The following is a 24,976-nucleotide window of genomic DNA, read 5'->3' on the forward strand; positions in this document are numbered from 1 at the left end:
CATGAATCCTGGCATTGAAGCAGACCTGCCCCCGCACCAGCCCCGTCCCGCCAACCGCCCCAAGGCGCTGGAAGGAGTCCGGATTGTCGATTTCACCCACTTCATCGCCGGCCCCTTCGCGACCATGATCCTGGGCGACATGGGGGCGGACGTCATCAAAATCGAGGCACCGGGCAAAGGGGACGATTTTCGGCAGTACCCGCCGGTGGCGCCTGCGCTGGAGGCCGGTGCGCCCTTCGTCTGGAGCAACCGCAACAAGCGCAGCATTGCGCTCGACCTCAAGAGCGAGGCGGGTCTGCGGATTGCCCGTGAGCTGGTGGCCAGTGCCGACATCGTGGTCGAGAATTTCTCGACCGGAGTGATGGATCGGTTCGGCCTGGACTACGAGGCGTGCCGGCGCCTCAATCCCCGGCTGATCTACTGCTCCGTCTCGGCGTATGGCCGGACCGGCGCTTTCAAGGACCGGCTGGGCTTCGACCCGGTGGCGCAGGCCGAAAGTGGTTTCGTGTCCATGAACGGTTATGCCGACCGCGAAGGTGTCCGGGCGCTCTCGCCGGTGATGGACATCAGCACCGCCATGATGGCCGCCAACGCGATACTGGGCGCGTTGTACGCCCGGACGCACACGGGCGAAGGACAGGCCATCGAGGTGGCGCTGTTTGACACCGCGGTGCTGATGACCGGGTACGCCACCTTGCAGCACCTGTTCAGCGGTGCCGAACCGCAGCGGCATGGCAACACGAGCCCCGACACCTGCCCCTCGGGGGTGTTCAGGGCGCAGGACCGCTCGTTCTACATCAACTGCGGCAACAACAAGATCTTCCAGCGCCTGATGGCGCAGGTCGTGGGGCAGCCCGAGGTGGCGGCCGATCCCCGGTTCGCCTCCGGCAAAGGCCGCACGGCTTGCCGGGACGAGCTGTTCGAACGCTTGCAGGCGGCCTTTGAACAGCAGCCCTGGGTGTACTGGCAACAGCGGATGCGCAGTGCGGGCGTGCCCTGCGGCGAGGTCCGGACCGTGGGCGAGGCGATTCGATCGCCCGAGGCGCGTGAGCGCGAACTGGTCACCCGCATTCCCCATCCCGATCAAGGCTGGCTGCCCAACGTGGCCTCGCCGATCCGGTACAGCGGTACGCCTCTGGCCGACCCGCAGGCCGCGCCCCGGGTGGGTCAGCACACGCACGAGGTGCTGGCCGCGTTGCTGGGCCGAAGCGCGGACGACATCGAGGCGCTGGCCGCCGAAGGTGCTTTCGGTCCCCAGCATCCGGTGGCCGCAGCATGAGCCCTCGGAGTTTGCGGGGGCGGGTGGCGATCGTCGGTATCGGCGAGACGGCGTACTACAAGCATGGCCGCTCACCCGATGCCGAATTCAAGCTGGCGGTGAAGGCGATTCTGGCCGCCTGCGAAGACGCGGGTATCCATCCCAGGGACATCGACGGGTTTGCTTCGTTCAGCGACGACCGCAGCGATGCCACCCGGCTGGCGGCGGCCCTGGGGATCAGGCGGCTGCGGTCGGCCACGATGCAGTGGGGCGGTGGCGGTGGGGGCTGCTGTGCCGCCGTGGCCAACGGTGCGGCCGCGATCGAGTCGGGCATGGCCGAATGTGTGGTGGCCTTCCGTTCGCTGGCCCAGGGGCAATACGGTCGGTTCGGTCGCACGACCGGCATCGAGCAGATATCGGGGGAGCGTGCCTACCTGATGCCCTACGGGGTGCTGGCTCCCCCGCAACGTTTTGCCATGCGCATTCGCCGCTTCATGCACGATCATGGCATCGGGCAGTCGGCGCTGCGTGCCATTGCCATGGCGTCCTACCACCATGCGCAGGCCAACCCGCGCGCGGTGATGCACGGCCGCCCGCTGGACACGAAGACCTATGACGAATCCCGCTGGATCGTCGAACCCTTGCATCTGTACGACTGCTGCATGGAAAACGACGGGGCCGCCGCGGTGGTGATGGTGCCGGCTGAGCGGGCGAGGGATGCGCGGCAGACGCCCGCCTATCTGCTCGGCGCCGCATCCGGGTCCGGCTACCGGGCTGGTGCGCACCCCCACAACGCACCGGACTACGCGAGCGCCAGTTTCAAGACCGTCGCGCCCGACCTGTTTGCGATGGCCCAGGTTGCGCCGTCGGAAGTCGGCGTGGTGCAGAGCTACGAGAACTTCACAGGGGGCGTGCTCATGGCCCTGATCGAGCATGGGCTTTTCGGGGCGGAGGAGGCCAACGAGGTGCTGCAACTCGACAACCTGCTGGCCCCTCATGGCCGCTTGCCGCTGAACACCAGTGGCGGCAACCTGGCGGAGTGCTACATGCACGGTTTTGAGCTCGTGCTGGAAGCCGTGCGCCAAGTCCGGGGAACGTCGACGAGCCAGGCCGTGCGCAACCAGGTGGCGCTGGTGATCGGCGGTCCCATGGTGTCACCGGTCAGCAGCCTGCTGCTGGGCCAGGAGAGTGTGTTGTGAATCCGCAAGCTGAAACCCCGTCCCCTTTCTACCTGCCCGAAGGTTTGCCCATTCCGGTCGCGGAGCCGGACGGCCTGTCGGCACCGTTCTGGCAGGGTCTGACCGAAGAACGTCTTTTGGTGCAGCGTTGCACGCATTGCGGTACCTGGCAGCATGGGCCTGAATGGTTGTGTCACCGTTGCCACAGCTTCGACCTGGGCTGGAACGAGGTGCCGCCAAAGGGGCGCATCTACAGCTGGGAGCGGGTGTGGCACCCGGCGCACACCGCGCTTCGTGACCACGGTCCCTATCTGGCGGTGCTGGTGGAGCTGCCCCATGTCGGCCATGTGCGCATGGTGGGCAATCTGCTGGGCGATCCCTTGCAGGAGGTGGTGATCGGCGCGCAGGTCGAGGGGGTTTACGAACACCATCGGCAGGCGTCCCCCGCCTACAGCCTGTTGCACTGGAAAGCGGCCTGACCATGGCGAGCAAGTCGGCCTACGACCTGATCGTGGTGGGCGCGGGGGCGGGTGGCATGGCCACCGCCCTGTGTGCCGCGCACCGGGGGCTGGATGTCCTGTTGTGCGAGGCCTCCGATTTCGCCGGCGGCACGACGGCGTTTTCCGCCGGCACGCTGTGGGTGCCGGGCAACCGGGCGTCCCAGGCGCTGGGGACGGCAGACTCGGTGGCTCGGGCGCGCACCTATCTGGATGCCGTGATCGGGGCGCACGATCCGCGGGGGCTGCGGGCGGCCTTTCTGGAGAGCGCCGCGGACGCGGTGGATTTTCTGGCGCGGCACACACAGGTGCGCTTCGCTGCGGCCGGTTTGCATCCCGACTACCTGATCAGCGAGGGGGCCGCCACCGAAGGGCGGGCCGTGGCGGCGGTGCCTTATGACGGCCGCCTGCTCGGTGATGACTTTCGCCGGGTGCGCCCGCCGTTGCCCGACTTCATGGTGCTGGGCGGCATGATGGTGGGCAAGGCCGATGTGCAGGCCCTCATCGGTCGGTACCGGCACTGGCGGCATTTTCTGCATGTCGCCAAACTCGTGACCCGCCATGCAGTCGACCGCCTGACACATTCCCGGGGCACGCGGCTGGTGATGGGCAATGCGCTGGTGGCACGGTTCCTGGCCAGCCTGCAGGAGGCCGGTGTCCCGGTGCTCTATCGCAGCCGGATGCAGGTGCTGCGTCAGGTCGAGGGGCGCGTGGTGGGCGTGGAGTTGCTGACCGATGAGGGGCCGCTGTCGCTGACGGCCCGTTGCGGGGTGGTGCTGGCCTGTGGGGGGCTTGGACGTGACGAAGCCTGGCGCCGCCAGTTCGGCCCGAGCGAAGCGGGCGTTTCGCCTTCCCTTGTGGCGCCTGCCAACCTGGGAGAAGGGGTGCGCAGCGCCGCATCCCTCGGGGCCCACATCGATGCGCACGAAGGGGGTTACTTCTGGCAGCCGGTTTCGCGGGTGCCGACCGCCGATGGCGGCCATCGCCTCTTTCCGCACCTGTATCTCGACCGCGCCAAACCGGGTCTCATTGCCGTCAACCGGGCCGGGGATCGCTTCACCAACGAGGCGGATTCCTACCACCACTTCGCCGAAGCGCTGTGGCGCCAACCGCCAGGTCCCGGTGCCCCGGCCCACCTTGTGTGCGACGCGCGGTTCGTGCAGCGCTATGGGCTGGGCGTCATTCCGCCGGGCACCCGCCGGCTGAGACGCTACCGCGAGCAGGGGTACCTGCTGTCTGCCGAGACGCTGGACGGGCTGGCCGCGCAGATGGGCATCCCGGCCGCCACGCTGCGCGCGACTGTGGAGCGGTTCAACGCGCTGGCTCGCAACGGCACCGATACCGACTGGGGCAAAGGCAGGTCCGTGCTGAACCGCTTCAACGGCGACGCAGCACATGGCCCCAACCCCTGCCTGGCCCCCATCCAGGACGGACCGTTCTGCGCCCTGGCGATCTGGCAGGCCGATGCCGCCAGCAGCACCGGCCTGTCGTGCGACGCGCATGGGCGGGTGCTGAACGCGGAAGAACAACCCATCGCAGGCCTGTATGCGGTGGGCAACGACATGGCTTCCGTGATGCGTGGCACCTATCCGGGGCCGGGGATCACGCTGGGGCCCGCGATCACCTTCGGCTATCGCGCGGCGACACACGCTGCGGCGAGCCGGCCAACCGCCACCGAAACGGGTGCGGACACAGAAAGAACTCACTCATGAAAGAAACCCGTCAAGCGGCAGGAGGCCCTTTGCAGGGGGTGCGTGTGGTGGAGTTTGCCGGTCTCGGGCCCGCACCTTTTGCCTGCATGCTGCTGTCGGACATGGGCGCCGACGTGGTGACGGTGGACCGTCCGGGCCAGCGGCTGGCCGGCCCGCGCCACATTGCGGGCCGTGGACGCCGCGTGGTGCAGGCCGACCTGAAGGAGGCGATCCAGCGCGAGCAGGTCTTTTCCCTGGTGCAGAGCGCCGACGTGCTGGTGGAGGGCTTTCGTCCGGGCGTGATGGAGCGCCTGGGCCTGGGACCCGAGGTTTTCCAGGACACCCATCCCGGGCTGGTCTATGCGCGCATGACCGGGTGGGGGCAGGACGGCCCCCTGTCGCAGCGTGCCGGGCACGACATCAACTACATCGGACTGAGTGGTGCCCTGCATGCCATCGGTCCCCGGGGCGGCGCGCCCGTCCCGCCGCTCAACCTGGTCGGTGACTATGGTGGTGGCAGCCTGTACCTGGTGGTGGGCGTGCTGGCCGCCTTGCTGGAGCGCCAGCGCTCCGGCGTGGGACAGGTGGTGGATGCGGCCATCACCGACGGTACCCTGTCGCTGATGACGCAGTTCTTCGCCGCCTCGGCCCGGGGGCAGTTTACCGAGGCGAGGGGCAGCAACCTGTTGGACGGCGGGGCGCCCTTTTACGGGGTGTACGAGACTGCGGATGCACGCCATGTGTGCGTGGGGCCGATCGAACCGCCTTTTTTTGCCTTGCTGGTGGAGGGCCTGGGCCTCGACGACGGCTTCAAAGACGCCCAGAACGACCGTGCCCGCTGGCCCGCCATGCGATCCGCGATGGAAGCGGCGTTTCGGCAGCGCACACGCGACGAATGGACCACCAGGTTTGAACACACGGATGCGTGCGTCACGCCGGTGCTGTCGTTGTCCGAGGCACAGGCGCATCCCCACCAGAGGGCCCGGCAGGCGGTGATCGACATTGACGGCGTGCGTCAGCCGGCACCGGCGCCCCGCTTTTCGCGCACGGCCTCCCGGGTGCAGGGGGCCGCACCGACCGAAGCCACCGCCATGGCGGCGGTGCTGGCGGCGTGGGGTGCCAGCGTTTCGGCGGGAGGGCATACCGCATGAGCGCACTGGCCGAAACCGCTGGCCTGGCGCCCGCCCTGCAATGGACCGACGACTGGTTGCTCGGCCATGACGGCATGGACGCCTGCCATCAGGAATGTGCGACGCTGCTGGGGCAACTGCTGGCGGCTGAAGACGCACAGTTGGCCACGGTGTTCGATCGTTTCATCGCCCACCTGACGGCGCATTTCGAGGCCGAGGCCGAGATGATGCGCCGCACCGACTTTCCGCCCCGGCAATGCCATCTGGATGAACACGCGGCCGTCATGAGCTCGGTGCTGGAGGTTCGACAGCGGCTGGCAGACGGCAACCGGCCGCTGGTGCGCGCGCTGGCGCGGGAGCTGGGGGCCTGGTTTCCGGCGCACACCCAGCACCTCGACTCCGCGCTGGCGCATTGGGTGAGCCGGCATCGGCTTGGCGGCAAGCCTGTTGTGCTCAAGCGCCGCGCGGCGCTCGGGTAACCCACCCATCCCTCCTCCCGCGCAACTCGGGTCGCCCTGGCCGCGCGGGAGGCTTTTGCCTGTCCGGGCGTTCCTGCGCACGAATGGGGCAGAGCGCCTACCGCCGCGGGCGTTGGTCTGCGGGGACTTTGGGCTGTGGCAGATCGTTCTTGTTCTGAGTTGTTCTGAGGCAGGCTGCCCTGCGCGCTACCGACAGTGCGCCCACACGGCTTCCCTGTGAGAAAACGTAGCGCCACCCCCTGCAGCGGTGCCTGGTTGGGGGCAGGTGTGTCCGGGTCGCGGTGTGTCGAAACTCAGGGTAAACACTGGTCAACTTTGTTTGATTGTTATAGAGAATAACTAAATACTGATCTGCAAGGCTCTGCCATCCGGGCACGGCCGCAGGATCCCTCAGCAACGTTTCAGGAGATTTCAGTGATTGCCAACATGAAGCGCCAGCTTGGCGTTCTTGCCTTGACGGCCACCGCGTGCGTGAGTGGCTGGGCGCAGGAAGTGACCCTGCGTTTGCACCAGTTCCTGCCGCCGCAAGCCACCATTCCGGCCAAGGCCATCACCCCCTGGATCAAGAAGATCGAAGCCGAATCGAACGGCCGCATCAAGATCCAGATGTTCAGCGCCATGCAGCTGGGGGGAACGCCGCCGCAACTGTTCGACCAGGCACGCGATGGCGTCGCCGACATCACCTGGACGGTGCTGGGCTACACACCGGGGCGGTTCATGAAGACCGAGGTGTTCGAGCTGCCCTTCATCACCGGCCTGTCTTCCGAAGCCTCTTCCAAGGCGCTCTGGGCCTATGTGCAGGCCTACGCACAGGATGAATTCAAGGATGTGCACCTGTTGACCGTGCACACCCACGGGCCCGGGCTGTTCCACACCAAGCAGCCGATCACCGGCCTGGAAAGCCTGCGTGGCATGAAGATCCGGGGCGGAACGCGCATCGTGAACAACATGCTGGTCAAGCTGGGTGCCACGCCCGTGGGCATGCCCGTGCCGGCTGTGACCGAAGCCCTGTCCAAGGGCGTGCTCGATGGCACCACGATCCCCTGGGAAGTGGGGCCGTCCCTGAAGGTGAACGAGCTGGTCAAGAACCACACCACGTTCGCCGGCGGCAATGGCCTGTACGTGACGACCTTTGCGTTGTCGATGAACAAGGCGGCTTACAGCAAGCTGCCGGCCGATCTGAAGAAGGTCATCGACAACAACTCGGGCATGAGCCTGGCGGCCGATTTCGGCAAGGCCATGGACGAGGGCGACAAGGTGGGGCGTGACCTTGCGATCAAGGGCGGCAACAAGATCACCGAACTCGACGTGGCCGAAGTCCAGCGCTGGAAGCGCACCGCTTCGTCGGTCGAGTCCGACTGGATCAACGAAGTCAAGGGCAAGGGCATCGACGGCGCCAAGCTCGCTTCGGAAGCCCGCGCACTCATGGACAAGTACGCCAAATAAGGCGCCTGTCCACCGGGTGACAGAGAGCCGCCTGCGGGCGGCTTTTTGTTGCCTATGGATTACCCTGAGCGCCCCCCTTGCGGGCGAGCGCAAGTCCGTCAGGGTGTTTACAGTGCAGGCTGCCCTGGCAGAGCGTGGGTCCTCTGCCCGGTATTCTTCAAGGAGACAGAGATGACGGTGATGAAACGACGGACCGCCCTGGGTGCGCTGGGCGCCTGGGCCGCTGGTGCACTGCCTGCCGGCGCGATGGCCCAGGCTGGCACCACCTTGCGGTTGCACCAGATGCTGCCCCCGCAGGCGACCATTCCTGCGCGGGCCATCGTGCCCTGGGCCCAGAAAGTGGAGGCCGAGTCCGGCGGCCGGCTCAAGATCCAGCTGTTTCATGCGATGCAGCTGGGGGGCGCACCGCCGCAACTGTTCGATCAGGCCAAGGACGGGGTGGTCGACCTGACCTGGACGGTGCTGGGCTACACGCCGGGCCGCTTTCCGAAGACCGAGGTGTTTGAGCTGCCGTTCATGAGCGGTTCGGCCGAGCAGTCGTCCAAGGCCCTGCAGATGTATGTGGAGAAGTTTGCGCCCGACGAATTCAAGGACGTCAAGCTGATCTGTGTGCACACCCACGGTCCGGGGCTGTTCCACACCAAGCAGCCGGTGACCGGTCTGGAGAGCCTGCGCGGCATGAAGATTCGGGGTGGCTCGCGCATCATCAACAACATGCTGACCAAGCTGGGCGCGACGCCGGTGGGCATGCCGGTGCCTGCGGTGACCGAAGCGCTGTCCAAGGGCGTGATCGACGGAACGACGATTCCTTGGGAGGTCACACCGTCGCTGAAGGTCACCGAACTGGTGAAGAACCACACCACCTTCGCGGGCAAGGAAGGGCTGTACACGCAGACCTTTGCCTTCTCGATGAACCGCGCTGCTTACGAGCGCCTGCCTGCCGACCTGAAAAAGGTCATCGACGCCCATTCGGGTGTCGCTGCCGCAGCGCTGTTCGGCAAGGCGATGGACGACGGGGACCGCGTCGGGCGCGAACTGGCGGTCAAGGCCGGTAACCAGATCGTGGCGCTGGATGTGGCCGAGACCCAGCGCTGGCGTCGCACCGCTGCCACGGTGGAGACCGACTGGATCAACGAAGTCCGTGGCAAGGGGCTGGACGGCGCCAAGCTCGTGGCCGAGGCGCGGGCACTCATCGCCCAGCAGTCGGGTTGATCTGTCGCGTCGGTGACATGAGATGGGTGGGGTCTCGCCGCCCACGTTCGCTGCCCGGCAGCCACGCTGGCCCGGGCGCCGGGCCTGATGCAGCGCATCGGAGGCGTTGTTTTATGCTCAATTGTTATAGCTGAAAGTGTCGGCGGGCACTGGGCAGTCGGGGGCTGGGCGGGCACAGTCTGCCCGTTTTTCCATTGGAGTTCCAGAACATGCCTTCCATGAACCGTCGCCACGCCCTGCTGACGCTGGGCGCTACCGCCGCTTCCGTGGCATCGGGTACCGTCGCTGCCCAGCAGACGGTCACGCTGCGCCTGCACCAGTTCCTGCCGCCGCAGGCGCCGATTCCTTCGCGTGCCCTCGTGCCCTGGGCGCGCAAGGTGGAAGCCGAGTCGGGTGGCCGTCTCAAGATCCAGCTTTTCCACGCCATGCAGATGGGCGGCACGCCGCCGCAGCTGTTCGACCAGGCCAAGGACGGTGTGGTGGATCTGGCGTGGACCGTGCTCGGCTACACCCCGGGCCGTTTCAACAAGGCCGAAGTGTTCGAGTTGCCCTTCATGTGCGGGGGTGCGGAGTCGTCTTCCCGGGCCTTCCACGCCTACATCGAAAAGAACGCTGCCGACGAGTTCCGCAGCGTCAAGATGCTGGCCGCGCACACGCACGGCCCCGGCCTGTTCCACACCAAGCAGCCGATTGCCGGTCTGGAAAGCCTGCGCGGCATGAAGATCCGCGGGGGCTCGCGCATCATCAACAACATGCTGGTCAAACTCGGCGCGACGCCGGTTGGTCTGCCCGTGCCGGCCGTGACCGAAGCCCTGTCCAAGGGGGTGATCGACGGTGCCACCATTCCCTGGGAAGTGGCGCCCTCCATCAAGATCACCGAGCTGGTCAAGAACCACACCAGCTTTGCCGGCAAGGACGGCCTGTTCACGCAGACCTTTGCCTTCGTGATGAACCGCGGTTCCTACGAAAAGCTGCCCGATGATCTGAAGAAGGTCATCGACGCCAACGCCGGCATCGAAGCGGCCGCGCTCTTTGGCAAAGCCATGGACGAGGGCGACAAGATCGGCCTGGAACTGGCCACGAAGGCCGGCAACCGCATCGTGGCGCTTGATGCGGCCGAAACGCAGCGCTGGCGCCGGACCGCTTCGGCGGTGGAATCCGACTGGATCAAGGAAGTCAAGGCCAAGGGCATCGATGGTGCCAAGCTGGTGGCCGAGGCGCGTGCCGCGATCGCCCAGCACGCCTGATCGCACCCCGAACCGATGGCCTGCACCGCGTGCAGGCCATCGTCTGTTCCGCCGGCGTCGCATCGCCAGGGTGCCTGCAATTGGTTATGAACCAAAACTATTGGGGTTTTTGCGGTGGAGGTGAGTATTCTCCATTGGTAAACTCGTTCATGCATATGAAATTCTGACCGGCCCTGTTCCTTAAGCCTGTCAGTGCCCCGTTGAGAGACAATGCAAAGCAGGCAGGCTCACCTGCCACATGACAAAGGACCCGAGGATGATTGGCTGGATATATCGACTTGCGAGCTGGACCGCGATTGCGGGCGGCGTGGTGCTGCTGGTGCTGACCCTGATGGTGGTGGCCAGCGTGGCGGGACGGGCCCTGATCGGGCTGGGCCTCGGGCCCGTGCCGGGCGATTTCGAACTGGTGGAAGTCGGGGTCGGTGTGGCGGTCTTTTTTTTCCTGCCCCTGTGCTATCTGCGCGGTGGGCACGCCACGGTGGATCTACTCTACATGCACATGCCCAAGTGGGCGCAGCGCTCGGTGGTGATCGTCAGCGATCTGCTGATGCTCGCGATCTGGCTGGTGCTGACCTGGAAGCTCTGGGACGGCATGCTGGAGAAGAAAGAATACCTGGAAACCACGTTCATCCTGCAGATGCCGATCTGGTGGGCCTATGCCCTGTGCATGGTTGGCGCCGTGATCGGCTGTCTCTGCTACCTGGCCAAGACGCTGGTGCAGCTGGGCCTGGCCTCCGAGCCCAAGGGCTGGGATTCCGAGAGCCAGGTGGCTCATTGATCCACAACCACAACAAGAAACCTAAGGAATCCGAGACATGAGCACCATCGAGATGGCCCTGTGGTCTTTCCCGATCATGCTGCTGCTGATCTTCATCCGCGTACCGATCGGTCTGTCCATGCTGCTGTGCGGCGTGGGCGGCGCGTGGATGGTCTACGGCAGCATCGACCCGCTGCTGAATCAGTTCAAGCAGGTCACGTTCACCACCTTCGCCAACTACAACCTGTCGGTCATCCCGCTGTTCCTGTTGATGGGGCAGTTTGCCGCACTGGGCGGCTTGTCGCAGGCGCTGTTCAAGGCCGCGGAAGCCTGGATCGGTCACCGCAAAGGTGGCGTGGCCATGGCGGCCGTGGGCGCCTGTGCCGGCTTTGGCGCGATCTGCGGTTCCTCGCTGGCCACGGCGGCCACGATGGGGCAGGTGGCCCTGCCCGAACTCAAGCGCGCCGGCTATGCCGGGGGCATCTCCACCGCCTGCCTGGCGGCCGGGGGGACGCTGGGCATTCTGATTCCGCCGTCGGTGGTGTTGGTGATCTACGCCATCCTGACCGAGCAGAACATCGCCAAGCTGTTCCTGGCCGCCTTCGTGCCCGGCATCCTGGCGGCGATTGGCTACATGATCGTGATTGCCATTTATGCGCGGTGGAAGCCCGAAGAAATGGGGTCGATGAAGCCGCTGCCGATGAAAGAGCGCATCGCCGCCACGGTCCGCACCTGGCCCGTGATCGTCATCTTCCTGGTGGTGGTCGGCGGTATTTACACCGGCATCTTCACGCCGACCGAAGGCGCGGCCATCGGCGCTTTCAGCACCGGCATTGCGGCCTGGGCGGGTGGCGGCCTGAACCGCAAGACCCTGCTCGGGGCGGTGATTGGCACCGCGATCGCTTCCGGGATGATCTACATGATCGTGCTGGGGGCCGGTGTCTACAACACCTTCCTGGCGCTGTCCCAGCTGCCGCAGGAAGCGGCCACCACGGTGGCCGGCTGGGGGCTGAGCCCGTTGCTGGTGCTGGTGGCGATTCTGGTGCTCTACATCATCCTGGGCTGCTTCATGGACTCCCTGTCCATGATCCTGCTGACCATTCCGGTGTTCTACCCGATCATCTCCCACCTCGATTTCGGCCTGCCGCCGGAAGAGCTGGCGATCTGGTTCGGCATCCTGGTGCTCATTGTGGTGGAGGTCGGGCTCATCACGCCACCGGTGGGGATGAACCTGTTCGTGATCAACTCCATGGCCAAGGACGTCCCCATCACCCACACCTACCGGGCCGTCATGCCCTTCGTGGTCAGCGACATGGTGCGCACGGCAATCCTGGTGCTCTTCCCGTCGATCACCTTGTTCGTGCTGCGCCTGTGATGGGCCTGCGCGCATGACAGACAGCAGGCCCGCGAAAGATCGCGGGCCTTTTTCGTGGCCCCGCAACATGGCCAGCAGCCTTTCCACAGGAGACAAAGCATGACTTCCTTCCGTTCCGTTCGTCGCCAACTGCTGGCAGCCGCCCTGGTGCTGCCGGGCGTGCTCGTCGCGCCGGCCACCTGGGCCCAGGCCTTTCCGACCAAACCTCTGCGGGTGGTGGTGCCGTTCGGCGCTGGCGGCGTGGGTGACCTGACGGCGCGCATCGTCGCGGCCGAACTGAGCAAGTCGCTGGGCCAGCCGGTCACCATCGACAACCGGCCGGGCGCCGGTGGCGTGGTGGCTGCCGAGACGGTCGCGCGCGCCGAGCCCGATGGCCACACCCTGTTCCTCATGTCCAACGGCACGGCCGTGACGGCGGGCCTGTTCAAGACCCTGCCGTACGACACGGTGCGCGACTTCACCCCGGTCGCGATCCTGGGCACCTTCGACATCGCGGTCCTGGTGCCGGCCGAGTCGCCTTTCAAGACCCTGGGCGAACTGGTGGGCTATGCCAAGGCGCACCCGGACAAACTGAATCTCGGCAGCATCAACATCGGCAGCACCCAGCACCTGGCGGCCGAGCTGTTCAAGTCCAGCGCCGACATGAACGTGCAGGTGGTGCCCTTCAACGGCACGCCCGCGCTCATCGGCGCGCTGCGCGGCAAGCAGGTCGACGCCGGGGTCGAAATCCTCGCGCCCGCGCTCACCCACATCAAGTCGGGGGCGTTCCGCGCGCTGGCGGTCACGGGCAAGAAGCGTTCGACCGCGCTGCCCGATGTGCCGACGGCCGAAGAGCAGGGCGTCAAGGGGTTTGTCGCCTCGTCGTGGAACGCCTTTGCCGCACCGGCGAAAACGCCACGTGCCGTGATCGAGCGCCTCAACAAGGACATCAACGCCGCGCTGGCCAATCCCGAGGTGCAGCAGAAGCTGCGCAACCTCAATATCGACCCGGCCGGCGGCACGCCGGAGCAGGCCGCCGAACTGCTGGCCGCCGACATCCGTCGCTGGGGTGCGGTCATCGAGCGCTCGGGCATTCCGAAGCAGTGACACCCGACTGACCACCTACCACCGGCCAGGCGCCATCCCGCGTCCGGCCGGTGCACAGCACTTTGGGGAGTTTGACCATGGACAGTCTGCGCCTGGGCCTGATCGGCTATGGCGAGGTCGGGCGCGTGTTCTCGGCCGGCCTGCGCGACGCGGTGGCCTGGACCGGGGCCTGGGACCTCAAGTTCGCCGAGCCCGCGTCGTCCGGTGAAGCGCTGGTGCACGCTGCGTCGGCCGGCGTGCACGCTTGTGGCGGTGTGGCCGAGTTGTGCGCGCAGGCGGATCTGCTGATTTCGGCCGTCACGGCGTCGAGCACGCTGGCCGTCGCGCAGGCGGTGGCGCCGCACATCCGTCCCGGCTGCCACTTCCTGGACCTGAACTCTGCATCGCCGGGCACCAAGCAACAGGCGGCCGCCCTCATCGATGCGGCGGGTGGGCGCTATGTGGAGGCCGGGGTCATGACCTCGGTACCGCCTTATGGCATCCGCGTGCCCATGTTGCTGGGTGGGGCGCACGCACCGGGCTTGCAACCGGTGCTGGCCCGGTTGGGCATGGATGCACAGGTGGCCAGCGAGCGCCTGGGCGTGGCGTCGGCCACCAAGATGTGCCGCAGCGTGATGATCAAAGGCCTGGAGGCGCTGGTCATCGAGAGCTACACCGCCGCCCGCCAGTACGGGGTCGAAGACGCCATGATCGCCACGCTGCAGGAGACCTTTCCCGGCATCGACTGGACGAAGCAGGGCGCCTACTTCTTCAGTCGGGTGGCGCAGCACGGCCGTCGGCGTGCCGAGGAGATGCGCGAAGCGGCCAACACCGTGCGCGAAGCGGGCTTCGAGCCGTTCATGGCATCGGCCATTGCGGACAAACACGACTGGATGGCCGGACAAGCCCAGGCCGGGCACTTCGCCGACCTGGGCCCGAACCCGCCCTGGCAGGCCTACGCCGATGCCCTGCTGGCGGCGCGCCCGGCAGGGTCGGCCGACTGAGGGGCTGACCGATCATGCTCGATATCCTGGCCATCACCGGCCCGATCTACCTGTGCATCCTGGCGGGCTACGCGACCACCCGTGCCGGCCTGTTTGCGCCTGCCGACATGCGGGTGTTCGGCAAGTTCGTGATCAACCTGGCGCTGCCGGCGCTGCTGTTCAATGCGCTGTCCCAGCGCACCGTGGCCGAAATCTTCAACGGCCCCTACCTGCTGGCCTACACGCTGGCCAACCTGGCGGTGCTGACCATCGGGTTCGTCTGGATGCGTTTCGGGCAGCGCAGCAGCATGAGCCTCGCCGGCACGGTGGCCATGGGCATGACATGCCCGAACAGCGGTTTCGTCGGCTACCCGGTGGCGCTGCTGACCCTCGGCGCCTCCACGGCGGGCGTGAGCCTGGCGCTGAACATGGTGGTCGAAAACCTGCTGATCATTCCCTTGCTGCTGGCGCTGACGGATCTGGATGGTGATGGCCAGGGCGACTGGCGCCGTTCGGTGGCGCAGGCGCTCAAGGGGGTGCTGCGCAATCCGATGATCATCGCCATCGTGGCGGGCACACTCGTTTCGCTCGCAGGGTTGGCACTGCCTTCGGCGCTGTCGCGCACCGTCACCCTGTTCGCCCAGGCCAGTGGCGCGCTGTCGCTGTTCGTCATCGGCGGCAGCCTGGTGGGGCTCAAGGCGCCATCCGGCACGGGCGGTCAGATCGTCGGGATTGCCCTGGGCAAGCTGGTGCTGCACCCGCTGCTGATGCTGGGCCTGCTGTGGTGGGTGGTGCCGGTGGCGGACCCCGCGCTGCGCCAGGCCTTGGTGCTGACCTGCGCGCTGCCGATGTTTGGCATCTACGCCATCCTGGCGCAGCGCCACGGCCACGCCGGGCTGGCTTCGGCGGCGCTGCTGGTCACGACGCTGGCCGCCTTCTTCTCGCTCAGTGGATTGTTGTGGCTGCTGCAGCACGGCAGCGGCTGGCTGGGCTGAGCCGGTTCTAGGCGGCCTGGCCCAGGCGGGCCAGGGCTTCATGGATCAGGCGCTGTGCCGCTTCCTGCGTCAGCGTGGCCGGCCGTTGTGAACTGGTGGCCAGGCTCAGGCGGGTGCGCAGCGGCGGATCGATGCGGCGCAGCCGGTAGGCCGAAGGCCGGATCGAACTGGCCACGGCGTTGGCCGACAGCAGCGCTGCGCCCATGCCCTCGGCCACCAGATCCAGTATGGCCGAGACGCCGTCGATTTCCAGGCTCACCTGAGGGCGGCAGCCGATGGCCGCCATCTCGGTTTCGACGTGCATGCGCAGCGCGTTCGGTCGGCTGGGAATCACCAGCGGCAGGCGGGCCACCTCGGCCAGCGGCAGCGGCGGCGGCGGCGGGTCCTCGGCCAGGCCGGGCGGGCGCGGCTGCACCAGCCAGATTTCCTCGTCCAGCAACGGCGCAATCTCGATTTCGGGCACGGGCTGGGCGTTGTAGAGAACGGCCAGATCCAGCCGCCCGGTGATCAGCCATTCCTGCATGGTGGCCGACAGGCCTTCGGTGATGGACAGGCTGGCTTCGGGCAGCTGTTCGCGGAACAGGCGGGTCAGCGGCACGGTGAGCACCCGCGCCAGGCTCGGGGGCAGGCCGATGGCCACATGGCCTGCGAGTGCACCGCGCACGCGGCCGAGTTCTTCCTTGGCGCGTTCGACCTGGTGCAGGATGCCGCGTCCGTGGGCCAGCAGCAGCTTGCCGGCGTCGGTGGGGGTGGCGCCGCGGCCGTTGCGCAGCAGCAGGTTCTGCCGCAGCTCCACTTCCAGCAGCCGGATCTGGCGCGACAAAGCGGGCTGGGCCACGTTCAGGGCCACCGCCGCCCGGGTGAAGCTGCCCAACTCGGCCACGCGGACGAAGTATTCGAGTTGTTTCAGGTCCATGACCACCGCCTCAGGCTGCTCGCGAATAACTGCATCATAGATATAAATATCTGTTCTAGCTGATAGCGGGTGAACACGGTTGGTTCCTTGGGTCGTGCCGGCCACAATCCGAGGCTTCAAGAGGAGCCACCATGAGTCAGTCACAACCCCTGATCATCGATTGCCACGGCCACTACACGACGGCCCCCAAGGCGCTGGAAAACTGGCGCAACCAGCAGATTGCCGGGATCAAGGACCCGGCCGCCATGCCCAAGGTCAGCGACCTGAAGATCAGCGACGACGAACTGCGCGAGTCCATCGAGGCCAACCAGTTGCGGCTCATGAAGGAGCGCGGCTCCGACATCACCCTGTTCTCGCCGCGCGCCAGCTTCATGGCCCACCACATCGGCGATTTCAACGTGTCCAGCACCTGGGCCGCCATCTGCAACGAGCTGTGCTACCGCGTGAGCCAGCTGTTCCCCGACAATTTCGTGCCGGTGGCCATGCTGCCGCAGAGCCCGGGCGTCGACCCCGCCACCTGCATTCCCGAGATGGAGAAATGCATCAAGGAATACGGCAACGTCGGCATCAACCTCAACCCCGATCCTTCGGGCGGCCACTGGACCAGCCCGCCGCTGACCGACCGCCACTGGTACCCCATCTATGAAAAGATGGTCGAGTACGACGTGCCGGCCATGATCCACGTGAGCACCAGCTGCAATGCGTGCTTTCACACCACAGGCGCGCACTACATCAACGCCGACACCACGGCCATCATGCAGCTCATCCAGGGCGACCTGTTCAAGGACTTCCCGACGCTGCGCTTCATCATCCCCCACGGCGGTGGCGCCGCGCCCTACCACTGGGGCCGTTACCGCGGTCTGGCGCAGGAGATGAAGAAGCCGTTGTTGAGTGAACACCTGCTCAAGAACATCTTCTTCGACACCTGCGTGTACCACCAGCCGGGCATCGACCTGCTGACCAAGGTGATCCCGGTCGACAACATCCTTTTCGCCTCCGAAATGATCGGCGCCGTGCGTGGCATCGACCCGGAGACCGGCAGCTACTACGACGACACCAAGCGCTACGTGCAGGCCACCGGCAATCTGAGTGACGCCCAGCGCTACCAGGTGTACGAAGGCAACGTGCGCCGCGTGTTCCCGCGCCTGGACGCCCGCCTGAAATCCCAAGGCAGGTAATTTGTAGGCACACCCACAAGGCATGCGGTGCGCGTGCGTTTTGCGTAGGTCAAGGAGGAGTCCGCGAAGCGGGCGGGGGACACGAAGCAAAACGCACGCGCACCGCAGGCCGCTCAGTCAAGGAGATACAAACATGTACGAACTCGGTGTCGTTTACCGCCACATCCAGCGCGCCGACCGCGCGACCGCCGACGCGCTGGCCGCGCTCGGTTCTGCCACGGTGCATGAAGCCATGGGCCGCGTTGGCCTGATGAAGCCCTACATGCGGCCGATCCAGACCGGTGTGCAGGTGTCGGGCACCGCCGTCACGGTGCTGCTGCAACCGGGCGACAACTGGATGATGCACGTGGCGGCCGAGCAGATCCAGTCGGGAGACATCGTCGTCGCCACGGTCACGGCCGAATGCAGCGATGGCTATTTCGGCGACTTGCTGGCCACCAGTTTCCAGGCGCGTGGTGCGCGGGCGCTGATCATCGAAGCCGGTGTGCGCGACGTGAAGACGCTCAAGGAGATGAACTTTCCGGTCTGGAGCCGCTACATCTCGTCCAAGGGCACGATCAAGGCGACGCTGGGCTCGGTGAACATTCCCATCGTCTGCGCTGGCGCCTATGTGACGCCGGGGGACGTGATCGTGGCCGACGACGACGGCGTGGTCTGCGTGCCCGCCGCCCGGGCGGTCGAGACGCTCGCTGCGGCCCAGAAGCGCGAGAGCTTCGAAGGCGAGAAGCGCGAGAAGCTGGCTTCGGGCGTGCTGGGCCTGGACATGTACAAGATGCGCGAGCCGCTGGCTGCGGCTGGCCTGCGCTACATCGACTGATTTTTCTCCGGCTGGTTCCGGCGGCGACGGCGTGATGCGGCGGGGCTCATCAGTCCTTCGGCCAGCAAATCGCCCCGCCGCACCCCACCATCGCCGCCTCTCTGGTGTCAGAAGCATTCAAGGAACACGCATGAGCAAACCGACTTCCGGTGACTTCACCAAAACCGCCGGCTGGCTCGACTGGTACACCGGTCCGACCAAGCCCTCGTTCAAGCTGCCCGCAGGCGCCGTCGACGCGCACTGCCACGTGTTCGGCCCGGGGGCCGAATTCCCCTACGCCCCCGAGCGCAAGTACACGCCCTGTGACGCCAGCAAGCACGAGCTGTACGCGCTGCGCGACCACCTGGGTTTTGCGCGCAACGTGGTGGTGCAGGCCACCTGCCACGGTGCCGACAACCGCGCGATGGTCGACGCGTGCCTCTCCAGCGGCGGCAAGGCGCGTGGCGTGGCCACCGTCAAGCGCTCGGTGACCGACGAAGAGCTGCAGGCCCTGCATGCCGCCGGCGTGCGCGGCGTGCGCTTCAACTTCGTCAAGCGCCTGGTCGACTTCACGCCCAAGGACGAGCTGATGGAGATCGCCGGTCGCATCGCCAAGCTCGGCTGGCACGTGGTGATCTACTTCGAGGCGGTGGATCTGCCCGAGCTGTGGGACTTCTTCACCAGCCTGCCGACCACGGTGGTGGTCGACCACATGGGACGCCCCGACGTGAGCAAGCCCATCGACGGGCCGGAGTTTCAGCTGTTCCTGAAGTTCATGCGCGAGCATCCGAACGTCTGGAGCAAGGTCAGCTGCCCGGAACGCCTGTCCGTCACCGGTCCCAAGGCCCTCAACGGCGAGCAGGCCGCCTACCAGGACGTGGTGCCGTTCGCGCGCAAGGTGGTCGAAGAATTTCCGGATCGCGTGCTCTGGGGCACCGACTGGCCGCACCCGAACCTCAAGGACCACATGCCCGACGACGGCCTGCTGGTGGACTTCATCCCGCAGATCGCACCGACGGCCGAACTGCAGCACAAGCTGCTGGTGGACAACCCGATGCGTCTCTACTGGCCTGAAGAGTCCGCGTAAGTTTCGTCATGCCCGCGAAAGCGGGCATCCATTCGTCCCCGTCTGGATTCCCGCTTTCGTGGGAATGACCGTCACCGTAAAGGAAACCCATGGCACTCGACAAACCCTACCAGGACGTGCCCGGCACCATCATCTTTGATGCCGAGCAGAGCCGCAAAGGCTACTGGCTCAACCAGTTCTGCATGAGCCTGATGAAGGCCGAGAACCGCGAGAAGTTCAAGGCCGATGAGCGCGCCTACCTAGACCAGTGGCCGATGACCGAAGAACAGAAGCAGGCCGTGCTGGCGCGCGACCTCAACTGGTGCATGCGCACCGGCGGCAACATCTACTTCCTGGCCAAGATCGGTGCCACCGACGGCAAGAGCTTTCAGCAGATGGCGGGCTCCATGACCGGCATGACCGAGCAGGAATACCGCGACATGATGATCAACGGCGGCCGCAGCGCCGAGGGCAACCGCCACATCGGCGAGGACGGTGACGCGCAGGCGCACCGCCAGCCGCAGGGCGCTGCCGGAAAGAAGGCTTGACCATGGCAAAAATCACCGCATCCGTCTTCACCTCCCACGTGCCCGCCATCGGCGCGGCCATGGACCTGGGCAAGACCCAGGAAGACTACTGGAAGCCGCTGTTCGCGGGGTACGAGTACTCCAAGCAGTGGATGAAGGACAACAAGCCCGACGTCGTCTTCCTCGTCTACAACGACCACGCCACGGCCTTCAGCCTGGAGATGATCCCGACCTTCGCCATCGGCACGGCGGCCGAGTTCACGCCGGCCGACGAAGGCTGGGGACCGCGCCCGGTGCCCAAGGTCATCGGGCACCCCGACCTGGCCTCGCACATCGCGCAGAGCGTGATCCAGCAGGACTTCGACCTCACCATCGTCAACAAGATGGACGTGGACCACGGCCTGACCGTGCCGTTGTCGCTGATGTGCGGCGAGCTGGACCCGAAGAAGGACGCCTGGCCCTGCCCGGTGATCCCGTTCGCGGTCAACGTGGTGCAGTACCCGGTGCCCTCGGGCAAGCGCTGCTTCATGCTCGGCCAGGCGATCCGCAAGGCGGTCGAGAGCTTCGACGAAGACCTGAACGTGCACATCTGGGGCACCGGTGGCATGAGCCACCAGCTGCAGGGCGCGCGCGCTGGCCTGATCAATCGCGAGTGGGACAACCACTGGCTGGACCTGATGATCAACGATCCGGTGGCCTGCGCCAACGTGCCGCACATCGACTACGTGCGCGAAGCCGGCAGCGAAGGCATCGAACTCGTGATGTGGCTGATCGCGCGCGGCGCCATGTCTGATGTGGTCGACGGCAAGGTTGTCGGCCCGCTGCCCACGGTCAAGCACCGCTTCTACCATGTGCCCGCGTCCAACACGGCTGTGGGCCACGCCATTCTTGAGAACACGTAACCCGAGGAACACACCATGACCATCAAAGTCGCACTCGCCGGCGCCGGCGCCTTCGGCATCAAGCACCTGGACGGCATCAAGAACATTCCCGACGTCGATGTGATCTCGGTCATCGGCCGTGACCTGGCCAAGACGCAGGAAGTGGCCGACAAGTACGGCATCCAGCACGTCACCACCGAGCTGGCCGACAGCCTGGCCATCCAGGCGCTGGACGCGGTCATCCTGTGCACGCCCACGCAGATGCACGCCGCCCAGACCAAGGCCTGCCTGCAGGCCGGCAAGCATGTGCAGGTGGAGATTCCCCTGTGCGACGTGCTCAAGGAAGGCGAGGAAGTGCTGGCCCTGCAGAAGCAGGTCGGCAAGGTGGCGATGGTGGGCCATACCCGCCGCTTCAACCCCAGCCACCAGTTCGTGCACAAGAAGATCACGGCCGGTGAGTTCAATATCCAGCAGATGGATGTGCAGACCTACTTCTTCCGTCGCACCAACATGAACGCGCTGGGCCAGCCCCGCAGCTGGACCGACCACCTGCTGTGGCACCACGCTGCCCACACCGTGGACCTGTTCGCCTACCAGGCTGGCAGCCCGATCGTGAAGGCCAATGCCGTGCAGGGCCCGATCCACAAGGACCTGGGCATCGCCATGGACATGAGCATCCAGCTGCAGGCCGCCAACGGCGCCATCTGCACGCTGAGCCTGTCCTTCAACAACGACGGCCCGCTCGGCACCTTCTTCCGCTACATCGGTGACACCGCGACCTACATCGCGCGTTACGACGACCTGTTCAACGGCAAGGAAGAACAGATCGACGTGAGCAAGGTCGACGTGTCGATGAACGGCATCGAACTGCAGGACCGCGAGTTCTTTGCCGCCATCCGCGAAGGCCGCGAGCCCAACAGCAGCGTGGCCCAGGTGCTGCCCTGCTACCAGGTGCTGCACCAGCTGGAGCAGCAGCTCGGCGGCTGAGCCCGTCTGCGCAATCCGGGCCCCGGCCCTTCGATCCGCCTTTGGCATCGACGGCTCCATCCTTTGCGGCTGGAGCCGTTTTCATTCAGGAGTGTTCCCATGCAACAACGCCAACTCGGCCCCTTCAGCGTCAGCGCCATCGGCCTGGGCTGCATGAACATCTGCCACGCCTACGGTGCGCCCGTTTCCGAACAGCAGGCCGAGCGCGTGCTGCTGGCCGCGCTGGACGCGGGCGTGACGCACTTCGACACCGCCGCGCTCTACGGCTTTGGCACCAGCGAGACGCTGGTGGGCAAGGTCCTGTCGAAGCACCGCGCGAAGTTCACGCTGGCCAGCAAGTGCGGCATGACCGGTGTGCCCAACGAGCAGGGCGTGAAGGTGCGCGTGATCGACGGCCGCCCCGACACGATCAAGGCCACTTGCGAGGCCGCCCTGCGCCGCCTGCAGACCGACGTGATCGACCTCTACTACCTGCACCGCTGGGACAAGCAGGTGCCCATCGAAGACAGCGTGGGCGCGCTGGCCGAGCTGGTGCGCGCCGGCAAGATCCGCAGCATCGGCCTGAGCGAGGTGTCGGCCGGCACGCTGCGCAAGGCCCATGCGGTGCATCCCATCGCGGCGGTGCAGACGGAGTATTCGCTCTGGACGCGCAACCCCGAGATCGCGGTGCTGCAGGCCTGCCGCGAACTGGGGACGAGCTTTGTGGCGTTCAGTCCGGTGGCGCGCGGCTTCCTGTGCGGCCCGATGGACGTGACGGCCTTCGACGCCAAGGACATCCGCCGCGCCATGCCGCGCTTCTCGCCCGAAAACTACGCCCGCAATGCCGAGCTGCTGCCGCCTTACCTGGCCATCGCGCACGAAGTGGGCTGCTCGCCGGCGCAACTGGCGATCGCCTGGCTGCTGCACCAGGGCGAGCACATCCTGCCGATTCCCGGTACCACCAGCGTGGCGCATCTGCTCGACGACCTGGGGGCGGCCGATGTGCAACTGTCGGCCGACGTGCTGGCGCGGCTGGACGCGCTGATCCACACCCGCACGGTGCACGGCAACCGCTACACCGCGCAGGCCAATACCGAGGTCGATACCGAGGTGTTCTGAGGACCGGCGCTCACCCGCGCCGACGCAGCCAGTCCAGCACGCTGGCGGCGTCGCCGGTGAACACGATGCGCCCGGCCTGCTGCTGGCGCTGGAAGCGGTACATCGGGTCGTAGTATTCCTGCAGCAGCGCCGCGATCCAGGCGCGGTGCGCCTGCACATCGCCGGCCTGGTGCTGCACCAGGGCATCCTGCAGGCAGGAGCGGATGCGCCGATGCCGTTCGCCGCCCAGCCTTTTGGCGGTCTTGTCCAGGCTTTGCAGCAGGTGGACCGACAGCAAGGCCAACGCCTGTTCGGGTCCGTGCAGCATCGCCAGCGCGGCTTGCTGGCCGACCACGTACTCGCGCAGGATGCGGTCGACGCGGGCTTCGAACGGGGCTTCCAGCCACACCAGCGTGGCGGCGGCGAGCCGGTCGCGCAGCGTGGGCGGCACCGCGCAGCGCCCGATGTGGCGGCCTTCGTCTTCCCACACAAAGTGTTCCATGCCGGCGGCGCGCTTGCGCAGCAGGTCGATGGCCAGGCGGTTCTCGAAATCGATCTGCGTGGGCTGGCCTTGCGGGTGCGCGCCGAAGCTGGAGCCGCGGTGGTGTGCATGGCCTTCCAGGTCGATGCCGTGCGCCAGCTGGTTCAGCAGGTCGGTCTTGCCGGTGCCAGTCATGCCGCCCAGCACCGTCAGGCCGCACCCGGTCGCGGCCGCTTCCAGGGTCTGGATCAGTGTCTGGCGCAGCGCCTTGTAGCCGCCGGTGATCAACGGGTAGCGCACACCGGCATCGGCCAGCCACTGCTGGGCGATGTGCGAGCGCAGACCGCCGCGAAAACAGTACAGGAAACCGTCGGGGTGGGCCTGGGCGAAAGCGGCCCAGGCGGCAATGCGCTCGGCCTTCACCGGGCCGGCCACCAGCCGGTGGCCGAGCGCGATGGCGGCTTGCTGGCCGTGCTGGCGGAAACACAAGCCGACCGCATGGCGCTCGGCGTCGTTCATCAACGGCAGGTTGACCGCGCCGGGAAACGCGCCTTGGGCAAATTCCACCGGGGCACGCACATCGGCCAGCGGCAGGCCTTGCAGGAACAGTCGGTGGCAGTCGGCGGTTTCGAGCGCGGTGCCCGGGCCCATCAGCGCACCTGGACGCAGTGGGTCTGTCGCTCGGTCAGGTGACCGATGGGCGCCAGTTCAAGGCCGGCGGCGCGCGCGGTGGCCAGGAACTCGGCTTCACCGTCCGGGCTGACGGCCACCAGCAGGCCGCCGCTGGTCTGCGGGTCGCACAGCAACTGCTTTTGCCGTGGGGTGATCGGCGCGACCTTGTGGCCGTAGCTGTCGAAGTTGCGCTGCGTGCCGCCGGGCACGGTGCCCAGCGCGAGGTAGTGGTCGATGCCGGGCAGGCGCGGCACGGCGGCGTCGTCGAGCACGGCGGTGAGACCGCTGCCCTCGGCCATCTCGACCAGGTGGCCGAGCAGGCCAAACCCGGTCACGTCGGTCATGGCCTGCACGCCGGCCAGGCGCCCGAAGGTGCGGCCGGGGCGGTTGAGGGTGCACATCCAGTCGCGGGCGACGCCCACGTCCTCGGGGCGCAGCTTGCTCTGCTTTTCGGCGGTGGTCAGGATGCCGATGCCCAGTGGTTTGGTGAGGTAGAGCCGGCTGCCGGCGCGGGCGGTGTCGTTGCGCTTGATGTGGCGTTTGTCGACCACGCCGGTGACGGCCAGGCCGAAGATCGGTTCGGGGGCGTCGATGGAGTGCCCTCCCGCGAGGGGAATGCCCGCGTCGTCGCAGACGGCACGGCCGCCGCGCACCACTTCGCGCGCCACCTCGGGCGGCAGCACGTTGATCGGCCAGCCGAGGATGGCGATCGCCACCAGCGGGTCGGCGCCCATGGCGTAGATGTCGCTGATGGCGTTGGTGGCCGCGATGCGCCCGAAGTCGAACGGATCGTCGACGATGGGCATGAAGAAATCGGTGGTGGAGACCACGCCCCGCTCGTCGTCCAGCGCGTAGACGGCGGCATCGTCGCGCGAGGCGTTGCCCACCCACAGGCGCGGGTCCAGGTGCTGCGCACCGCTGCCGGCGAGGATGACGTCGAGCACCTGGGGGCTGATCTTGCAGCCGCAGCCGGCCCCGTGGCTGTACTGGGTGAGGCGGATGGCGGCGGGGGCGTTGCTCATGGTCGGCGGGGGCTGCGGTGGCGAAGCCGTCACTGTAGCAACACCGCCGGCGAGCGGGTG

At 66.7% G+C, this 24,976-nt stretch carries 24 protein-coding genes; 21 read left to right on the forward strand and 3 right to left on the reverse strand.

Annotation, left to right across the window (positions count from 1 at the left end; all coding sequences use genetic code 11):
• The first annotated feature begins 1 nt into the window (after window position 1).
• From QQK43_RS06160 to QQK43_RS06225, 14 genes are all read left to right on the forward strand, one after another.
• Window positions 2–1,279: a CaiB/BaiF CoA transferase family protein gene (locus tag QQK43_RS06160; protein WP_284307094.1), complete on the forward strand. Its 1,278-nt coding sequence runs from the start codon at window positions 2–4 to the stop codon at window positions 1,277–1,279.
• Entirely contained in the window at window positions 1,276–2,457 is a 1,182-nt protein-coding gene (locus tag QQK43_RS06165; RefSeq protein ID WP_284307095.1) for a thiolase C-terminal domain-containing protein, read from the forward strand. Before QQK43_RS06160 ends, QQK43_RS06165 begins: the two co-directional genes overlap by 4 nt.
• Window positions 2,454–2,915, forward strand: a complete 462-nt coding sequence (locus QQK43_RS06170; protein ID WP_284307096.1) for a Zn-ribbon domain-containing OB-fold protein — start codon at window positions 2,454–2,456, stop codon at window positions 2,913–2,915. The genes QQK43_RS06165 and QQK43_RS06170 overlap by 4 nt, the downstream gene beginning before the upstream one ends.
• Window positions 2,916–2,917: 2 nt before the next feature.
• Window positions 2,918–4,645 (forward strand): FAD-dependent oxidoreductase, encoded by a 1,728-nt coding sequence (locus QQK43_RS06175; protein WP_284307097.1) that lies wholly within the window; start codon window positions 2,918–2,920, stop codon window positions 4,643–4,645.
• On the forward strand, window positions 4,642–5,775 hold the full coding sequence (locus QQK43_RS06180) for a CaiB/BaiF CoA transferase family protein (protein ID WP_284307098.1): 1,134 nt from the start codon (window positions 4,642–4,644) through the stop codon (window positions 5,773–5,775). Before QQK43_RS06175 ends, QQK43_RS06180 begins: the two co-directional genes overlap by 4 nt.
• Complete coding sequence (locus tag QQK43_RS06185) at window positions 5,772–6,233, forward strand: bacteriohemerythrin (protein WP_234263501.1); 462 nt, start codon at window positions 5,772–5,774, stop codon at window positions 6,231–6,233. Before QQK43_RS06180 ends, QQK43_RS06185 begins: the two co-directional genes overlap by 4 nt.
• Before the next feature lie 414 nt (window positions 6,234–6,647).
• Window positions 6,648–7,679 carry a TRAP transporter substrate-binding protein gene (locus QQK43_RS06190; protein WP_234263500.1) on the forward strand — a complete coding sequence of 344 codons (1,032 nt, stop codon included), beginning with the start codon at window positions 6,648–6,650 and terminating at the stop codon, window positions 7,677–7,679.
• Between the two features lie 180 nt (window positions 7,680–7,859).
• Window positions 7,860–8,891 carry a TRAP transporter substrate-binding protein gene (locus QQK43_RS06195; RefSeq protein ID WP_234263499.1) on the forward strand — a complete coding sequence of 344 codons (1,032 nt, stop codon included), beginning with the start codon at window positions 7,860–7,862 and terminating at the stop codon, window positions 8,889–8,891.
• A 218-nt stretch (window positions 8,892–9,109) separates the two neighbouring features.
• The gene (locus QQK43_RS06200; RefSeq protein ID WP_284307099.1) at window positions 9,110–10,138 is read left to right on the forward strand and encodes a TRAP transporter substrate-binding protein; all 1,029 of its coding nucleotides are present in this window, start codon (window positions 9,110–9,112) and stop codon (window positions 10,136–10,138) included.
• 256 nt (window positions 10,139–10,394) lie between these two features.
• Window positions 10,395–10,916, forward strand: coding sequence for a TRAP transporter small permease (locus QQK43_RS06205; RefSeq protein WP_284307100.1), 522 nt, complete (start codon window positions 10,395–10,397; stop codon window positions 10,914–10,916).
• Between the two features lie 37 nt (window positions 10,917–10,953).
• The gene (locus tag QQK43_RS06210) at window positions 10,954–12,270 is read left to right on the forward strand and encodes a TRAP transporter large permease (RefSeq protein ID WP_284307101.1); all 1,317 of its coding nucleotides are present in this window, start codon (window positions 10,954–10,956) and stop codon (window positions 12,268–12,270) included.
• A 99-nt stretch (window positions 12,271–12,369) separates the two neighbouring features.
• Window positions 12,370–13,356, forward strand: coding sequence for a Bug family tripartite tricarboxylate transporter substrate binding protein (locus QQK43_RS06215; RefSeq protein WP_234263495.1), 987 nt, complete (start codon window positions 12,370–12,372; stop codon window positions 13,354–13,356).
• Between the two features lie 77 nt (window positions 13,357–13,433).
• The gene (locus QQK43_RS06220; RefSeq protein ID WP_284307102.1) at window positions 13,434–14,339 is read left to right on the forward strand and encodes an NAD(P)-dependent oxidoreductase; all 906 of its coding nucleotides are present in this window, start codon (window positions 13,434–13,436) and stop codon (window positions 14,337–14,339) included.
• 14 nt (window positions 14,340–14,353) lie between these two features.
• Window positions 14,354–15,313, forward strand: a complete 960-nt coding sequence (locus tag QQK43_RS06225; RefSeq protein ID WP_234263492.1) for an AEC family transporter — start codon at window positions 14,354–14,356, stop codon at window positions 15,311–15,313.
• A 7-nt stretch (window positions 15,314–15,320) separates the two neighbouring features.
• On the opposite strand, the gene QQK43_RS06230 is transcribed toward QQK43_RS06225, so the two are convergent.
• Entirely contained in the window at window positions 15,321–16,229 is a 909-nt protein-coding gene (locus tag QQK43_RS06230; RefSeq protein ID WP_234263491.1) for a LysR substrate-binding domain-containing protein, read from the reverse strand.
• Between the two features lie 131 nt (window positions 16,230–16,360).
• Between QQK43_RS06230 and QQK43_RS06235 the strand changes: the two genes are divergently transcribed.
• From QQK43_RS06235 to QQK43_RS06265, 7 genes are all read left to right on the forward strand, one after another.
• Window positions 16,361–17,407 (forward strand): amidohydrolase family protein, encoded by a 1,047-nt coding sequence (locus tag QQK43_RS06235; protein WP_284307103.1) that lies wholly within the window; start codon window positions 16,361–16,363, stop codon window positions 17,405–17,407.
• 133 nt (window positions 17,408–17,540) lie between these two features.
• The gene (ligK, locus tag QQK43_RS06240; protein WP_284307104.1) at window positions 17,541–18,224 is read left to right on the forward strand and encodes a 4-carboxy-4-hydroxy-2-oxoadipate aldolase/oxaloacetate decarboxylase; all 684 of its coding nucleotides are present in this window, start codon (window positions 17,541–17,543) and stop codon (window positions 18,222–18,224) included.
• 130 nt (window positions 18,225–18,354) lie between these two features.
• Complete coding sequence (locus tag QQK43_RS06245) at window positions 18,355–19,290, forward strand: amidohydrolase family protein (RefSeq protein WP_284307105.1); 936 nt, start codon at window positions 18,355–18,357, stop codon at window positions 19,288–19,290.
• A gap of 89 nt (window positions 19,291–19,379) precedes the next feature.
• Entirely contained in the window at window positions 19,380–19,817 is a 438-nt protein-coding gene (gene ligA, locus QQK43_RS06250) for a protocatechuate 4,5-dioxygenase subunit alpha (protein WP_234263487.1), read from the forward strand.
• A gap of 2 nt (window positions 19,818–19,819) precedes the next feature.
• Complete coding sequence (locus QQK43_RS06255; RefSeq protein WP_284307106.1) at window positions 19,820–20,698, forward strand: class III extradiol dioxygenase subunit beta; 879 nt, start codon at window positions 19,820–19,822, stop codon at window positions 20,696–20,698.
• 15 nt (window positions 20,699–20,713) lie between these two features.
• Window positions 20,714–21,664 carry a Gfo/Idh/MocA family oxidoreductase gene (locus tag QQK43_RS06260; protein WP_284307107.1) on the forward strand — a complete coding sequence of 317 codons (951 nt, stop codon included), beginning with the start codon at window positions 20,714–20,716 and terminating at the stop codon, window positions 21,662–21,664.
• Window positions 21,665–21,763: 99 nt separating this feature from the next.
• Window positions 21,764–22,762, forward strand: a complete 999-nt coding sequence (locus QQK43_RS06265; protein ID WP_284307108.1) for an aldo/keto reductase — start codon at window positions 21,764–21,766, stop codon at window positions 22,760–22,762.
• 10 nt (window positions 22,763–22,772) lie between these two features.
• Here the strand turns inward: QQK43_RS06265 and mnmH are convergent, their stop codons facing one another.
• Complete coding sequence (gene mnmH, locus QQK43_RS06270; protein ID WP_284307109.1) at window positions 22,773–23,873, reverse strand: tRNA 2-selenouridine(34) synthase MnmH; 1,101 nt, start codon at window positions 23,871–23,873, stop codon at window positions 22,773–22,775.
• Window positions 23,873–24,916, reverse strand: a complete 1,044-nt coding sequence (gene selD, locus QQK43_RS06275; protein WP_284307110.1) for a selenide, water dikinase SelD — start codon at window positions 24,914–24,916, stop codon at window positions 23,873–23,875. The genes mnmH and selD overlap by 1 nt, the downstream gene beginning before the upstream one ends.
• Between the last annotated feature and the right edge of the window lie 60 nt (window positions 24,917–24,976).

The sequence above is a fragment of the Hydrogenophaga electricum genome, from assembly GCF_030160815.1.
In the GTDB taxonomy this organism is placed as follows: domain Bacteria; phylum Pseudomonadota; class Gammaproteobacteria; order Burkholderiales; family Burkholderiaceae_C; genus Hydrogenophaga; species Hydrogenophaga electricum.